The following is a 3338-nucleotide window of genomic DNA, read 5'->3' as shown; positions in this document are numbered from 1 at the left end:
TAAGCCGCAGGCGCATCCGCCGTTGCAGTTGGGTGGGATACCAAAAGCTCGGGGAGTTGCTTTACGGGAGGGATAGACCGGGGCACATCCATGTGCCCCGCCCTTCGGGCGCCTGCGGCGGTCCCAATCGCTCCAGGCGATTGGTCGAACCGGAGGGTTCGAACCAAGACATCCCTCACCGCCATATACGAANNTGGCGGTGAGGGAGGGATTCGAACCCTCGAACGGTTTCCCGTTACACACTTTCCAGGCGTGCGCCTTCAGCCACTCGGCCACCTCACCGTAAAACTCTTTGAACGACCTGCCGTTCAGAGGGTGCGTAATGTACACAAGTGGCGTACTAAACGCAACGCTATTGGCCCGGCCAGGGGTGAAAAAATGTCTCTGGATTCACTGACTTGGGAGGCTGGGGCGGTTTGGCGGGGGTTCCCAGGTAGAGGAAGCCCACGATCTGCTCCAGCTCGCCGACACCCAGCCCTTCTTTCACCACCGGATGGTAGGTCATGGCCCCGGTCCGCCAGAAGGCCCCTACCCCCTGGGCGAAGGCGGCATTGAGCATGTTCTGTACGGCGGCGCCGGCCGAGATCAGTTGCTCGACGTGCGGCACCTTGGGGTTCTGCCGGCAGGCGGCAATGGCGACCAGAATCAACGGCGCGCGGCGTGGTTTGGCGCGCAGGGATTGTTGATCGGGTTCCGGGGTGTCGGGCGTGTCCTTGAGCATCGCCTGCACGAACAGGTCTCCCAGTCGATCCAGCCCTTCATCTTCAATTACCAGAAAGCGCCAGGGCTGCATCAGGCCGTGATCGGCGGCGCGCAGGGCGGCGCGGTAGATGGCGTCGCGCTGTACATCGGTGGGCGCCGGTTCGGTCAATTTGGGCGAGGAAACCCGTTGGTGCAATACGTCTAGTGCGTGCATAGGAGCCTGTGGTCGAATCAATGGGGCGGGAATGATAACACGACTTCATCGGTTGATTTAAGCGCCATTTAGGCGCGGTTAACCGCTGTTCGTGGACTTTTCGCGTAAAAAAACGTCTAATAGGACCCTCAGGGAGTGACACGCGACTCCAGGACCGACCTTGCCGATTGAAAACCATCCGGCGCCCTCACGCTCCCCAGAGACGCTATTTAGCGAGCGTATTGCGTCGAGCAGGACAGCATACAAGGTTTCCCGATAACAATGACTAAGAACTCAGCGCACAAAAAGCCCGAAGAGGCTCAAGCGGAATCGCCGCTTCACCAATACTATTTTCGATCACTGATCTGCTTTGCCGCCGCCGGCACCCTGGCGTCCTACATTGAATGGTCGGCCATCCAGCCCGTGTATATTGGCACCATTGTTTTTCTGCTGCTGTACACCTACCTGACCTACCACTTCACCCACACGCTGGATCGCGAAAAACTCAGCCGCGTAACCCGCTATTTGTCCTGGGCCGATGCGGCGCTGATCGGGCTGGTCCTCAGCCTGACCAACTTCAGCCTGCTGCCGCTGGCGCTGTTTCTGACCATGATCCAGTTCAACGCCCTTCTCACCGGCGGACTGAGGCGCTGGGGTGAAGATAACGTGGCCTTTGCCGTCGGTATCCTGCTCAGTTTCCTGGTACACAAACCGCAATGGGTGTTCAGTAGCAGCATTGAAATCAGCGCGGCGAGCCTGATCGGTATCATCACCTACTTTCTGGTGTACGCCCTGTATATGCATCAGAGAATGCGCCGCCTGATCATGAACCAGATGAAACTGGAGAATGAGCAGAAATGGCACAAGATCCGCTCGTATAAACTGTCCCGATACCTGCCGCCTCCGGTGTGGCGGGCGATCAATCAGGGCAAGGATCATATGCTACAGGCGGAGCGCAAGCGCATTACCGTGTTCTTCTCGGACATCAAGAACTTCAGCCAACTGTCCGAAGAAATGGAAGCCGAGGCGCTTACGGAGCTGCTCAATCACTACCTGACCGAGATGTCGAAAATCATCACCCACTTTGGCGGCACCATCGACAAGTTTATGGGTGACGGCATTATGGTCATGTTTGGTGATAGCAACAGCAAGGGCGTCAAACAGGACTGCATGAATTGTGTGTCCATGGCCATCGCCATGAAAAAGCGCATGAAGTCCCTGCAGCAGGAGTGGTACAACCAGGGCATCAAAAAGCCCCTGCAGATCCGGATGGGCATGAACACCGGCTATTGCACGGTGGGTACCTTCGGTACCTCAAGCCATCTGGACTACACCGTGCTGGGCACTCACGTGAACCTGGCCAGCCGCCTGGAGTCCGCAGCCCAGCCCGATGAAATTCTGATTTCCCACGAGACCTGGTCGCTGGTCAAAGACGCCGTCATGTGTCAGGACAAGGGCGAAATCACGGTGAAGGGGTTCAGCCAGCCGGTGAAGGTGTACCAGGTGGCCGGGTTCCGTAAGGACCTGGGTAAAAATCAGAGTTTCTTTGAGGATCGCGCCGAAGGCTTCTCCATGTACCTGGATCTGGAGAAGGTGCGCAATTACGAGAAAGCCAAGGTGATCAAGGCGTTGCAGACCGCCGCCGAAAAGCTCAAGGATAAAGTCATCGTATAACCTTGCTCCGGCGGGCCCGGTCCCGCCGGAGCACCACCAGCCTACTGTCGCACCAGACGCTCAAAATCGGGCGCCGACCCCTGCGCTGAGCTGCGCCAGGGGTTGATATCCAACCCGCCGCGACGCGTGTAGCGCGCGAAAACCGTCAGAAACTCCGGCTGACAGCGCGCTTGCAGATCGACAAACATCCGCTCAACGCAGTGCTCGTGAAAGTCCTGATGTTCACGAAACGATACCACGTACTTCAGCAAACCCTCTCGTTCGATTTTTGATCCGCGATAATGAATTTCCACCGTGGCCCAATCCGGTTGACCGGTTACCGGGCAATTGCTCTTCAACAGATGACTGTGCAGCCGCTCTTCAACCAACTCCTCCCCAGTGGCAAGCAACTCGGGCGCCGGGTGGTAGTGCTCGATGGTAACCGGCAGCGCGTCGATACACTCCCCGCCCGCCTCGGCAATCGGCAGTTGAGCGTCCGCCACCGGCTCAAGCTGAACGCTGACGTCTGCACCGGCGGCCGCGCTCAAGTCCTGGATCATCTGCGCCCGCACCTGCTCCTGTCCGACAAAGCGGCTTTGATTGTAGGAGTTCAGATACAGCTTGAATGATTTGGACTCAATCAGGTTCGGACTGGTGCACGGCAATCGAAATTGCGCGATGGCGACGATGGGCTTGCCGCGCTCATCCAGCCAGGAGACTTCATAGCCGGTCCAGAGGTCGGTGCCGTAAAACGGCAGCGCCGACTCACTCAACCCCAGGGACGCCCGAG

General features: G+C 58.2%; 3 protein-coding genes and 1 tRNA gene. 1 reads left to right on the top strand and 3 read right to left on the bottom strand.

All coding sequences use genetic code 11. The features are described 5' to 3' along the window. Window positions 1-194: 194 nt before the first annotated feature. Both B3520_RS12325 and B3520_RS12320 read right to left on the bottom strand, forming a co-directional pair. Window positions 195-282 (bottom strand) — tRNA-Ser (locus B3520_RS12325). Window positions 283-352: 70 nt separating this feature from the next. Further along, window positions 353-916, bottom strand: coding sequence for a nitroreductase family protein (locus B3520_RS12320; RefSeq protein ID WP_123637746.1), 564 nt, complete (start codon window positions 914-916; stop codon window positions 353-355). Between the two features lie 261 nt (window positions 917-1177). Here B3520_RS12320 and B3520_RS12315 point away from each other — a divergent pair, with 261 nt between their 5' ends. Next, complete coding sequence (locus B3520_RS12315; RefSeq protein WP_024460641.1) at window positions 1178-2569, top strand: adenylate/guanylate cyclase domain-containing protein; 1392 nt, start codon at window positions 1178-1180, stop codon at window positions 2567-2569. Window positions 2570-2610: 41 nt separating this feature from the next. Here the strand turns inward: B3520_RS12315 and queF are convergent. Beyond that, window positions 2611-3338 (bottom strand): NADPH-dependent 7-cyano-7-deazaguanine reductase QueF (queF, locus tag B3520_RS12310; protein WP_286876169.1); only part of this gene is annotated, 728 nt, incomplete at its 5' end.

This window comes from Marinimicrobium sp. UBA4509, from assembly GCF_002388575.1.
GTDB lineage: Bacteria > Pseudomonadota > Gammaproteobacteria > Pseudomonadales > Cellvibrionaceae > Marinimicrobium > Marinimicrobium koreense.
This window is presented reverse-complemented; position numbering and strand designations above follow the sequence as displayed.